Raw genomic sequence first — 1,882 nt, forward strand, 5'->3', positions numbered from 1 at the left:
CGCCGGGGCGGCGAGGCCCCCGGCGTGCGGCCGGCAGGAGCGACCGCGATCACCGTGCCGACGACGGGAGTTCGCTCACCCGCGTCGGTCCGCCGTGCTCAGAGTGCTCCGGTCGCGCCACCCGAGATCGGACACAGCTTTGCGTCCTTGAGTTCCGCCGCGGTGAGGGGGATCTCGTCCCACGTCAGCCCGTCAGATCCGTCGCTCACGGACGGGCGCTTCGTCTTCGCCCCGCGTCTTGCCTTGGCCGCCAGCAGACCGGCCAGCTCGCCGAGCTTCCCCATGCTGTCCACCGGCAAATCAGTCGAGGCCCTCCAGGAGCAGCGGGCCGATCTGTCGGGCGCGGAAGATGACCGATTTCACCATGACTCAGAGGGACTTCTCCCACCGGTGCCCGGGTCTCCTGCTGCGTCCCGGCTGCGCTCCTGGTCGGGTGGGCTCTTCATCCGGTCCCGGAGCCAAGAACGATTGTCAGTGGTGGGTGAGACGGTAGGAGCATCGAGTCGGAACGAGGGGGAGCTGTCTTGTCCGGAAACCAGAACTACATCAATCACGTTGCTCTTGTGCTGGATGCCAGTTCGTCCATGTCGCACCTGAGCCGCAAGGTCGTCGAAGTCGCCGACCAGCAGATTGCCTATCTTGCCCGCCGATCGAGGGAACTGGACCAGGAAACCCGCGTCACGGTGTACGTCTTCGCAGACAAGGTGGAGTGCGTCATCTACGACAAGGACGTGCTGCGGATGCCGTCGCTGAAGCAGCTGTATCGGGTCGGTGGAATGACGGCTCTGCTAGCGGCCGCACTGAAGTCACAGCGGGAGCTGGCACAGACAGCTCAACTGTACGGCGACCACAGCTTCCTGACGTTCGTACTGACCGACGGGCAGGAGAACGCAAGTCATCGTTGCCCGGATGCCCCTGCCAGGAATCCGCGTGAACTGGTCGAGGCCGTGGCCGAGATGATCGAGACCCAGGACGACAACTGGACACTGGCCGTCCTTGTGCCCGACCAAATGGGCAAGCGCGAAGCCATGCAGTGCGGATTCCCGAAGGACAACATAGCCATCTGGGACGCCACGAGCACACAGGGTCTGGAAGAGGCCGGGCAGGTCATCCGGCAGGCCACCGAGAACTTCATGGTGGGCCGCACCCAGGGCATCCGCGGATCGCGGGCAGTGTTCTCCACCGGTGCGGAAGCAGTCAACAAGGACACGATCAAAGCGGCCGGCCTCACCCCGGTGAATCCGTCGAATTACCAGCTGATCCCGGTGGCTCGCGACGCGGCGATCCGGGACTGGATCATCGAATGCGGGCACACCTACCGCACCGGTGGTGCGTTCTACCAGCTGAGCAAGTCGGAGAAGATCCAAGCGCAGAAGCAGATCGCGGTGCTGGAGAAAAAGACGGACCGCGTGTACACCGGGCCCGAAGCCCGAGCCCTGCTCGGTTTGCCGAACGTGGAAGCTCGCGTCAAGCCGGACCACAACGACGACTTCACGATCTTCGTACAGAGCACCAGCGTGAACCGGAAGCTCGTACCGAACACACGACTGCTGCTCATGCTCTGACGCCTTAAGAAGCCCGTCGGGCCTTGGAGGCTTCGCCTCCCCGCACCCCACCAGCAACAGAGACGGCGGCTGCGGGCGCGGCGTAAAAGTACATGTTGCCGGAGGTGAGGCGGGAGGAGAGTGACCCGGCCAACCCCACCGGCCCTGGCGATGGACCAGGAAGTCGGTGGCGGTCTGCCAGTGGCCGGGCGAAGCGATGATGACCGCTATGGGGGACGGCTGCTACTGGCGAGAGCGCAAGGCAGGTTCAGGGCTGAATGGTCACTCTGGCCAGATAACCCGCGGGCCCCGGCGGTCCCCTTCGCGAGGGGGACCGC

Annotated in this window: 2 protein-coding genes; one reads left to right on the forward strand and one right to left on the reverse strand. The window is 64.9% G+C overall.

Going from position 1 to position 1,882, the window contains the following annotated elements; all coding sequences use genetic code 11:
- Positions 1–98: 98 nt before the first annotated feature.
- The gene (locus ACWGI8_RS43765; protein ID WP_453669134.1) at positions 99–293 is read right to left on the reverse strand and encodes a hypothetical protein; all 195 of its coding nucleotides are present in this window, start codon (positions 291–293) and stop codon (positions 99–101) included.
- Between the two features lie 231 nt (positions 294–524).
- On the opposite strand from ACWGI8_RS43765, the gene ACWGI8_RS43770 reads away from it, so the two are divergent.
- Complete coding sequence (locus ACWGI8_RS43770) at positions 525–1,565, forward strand: vWA domain-containing protein (protein ID WP_453669136.1); 1,041 nt, start codon at positions 525–527, stop codon at positions 1,563–1,565.
- Positions 1,566–1,882: the final 317 nt, after the last annotated feature.

Source organism: Streptomyces sp. NPDC054841 (assembly GCF_053611045.1).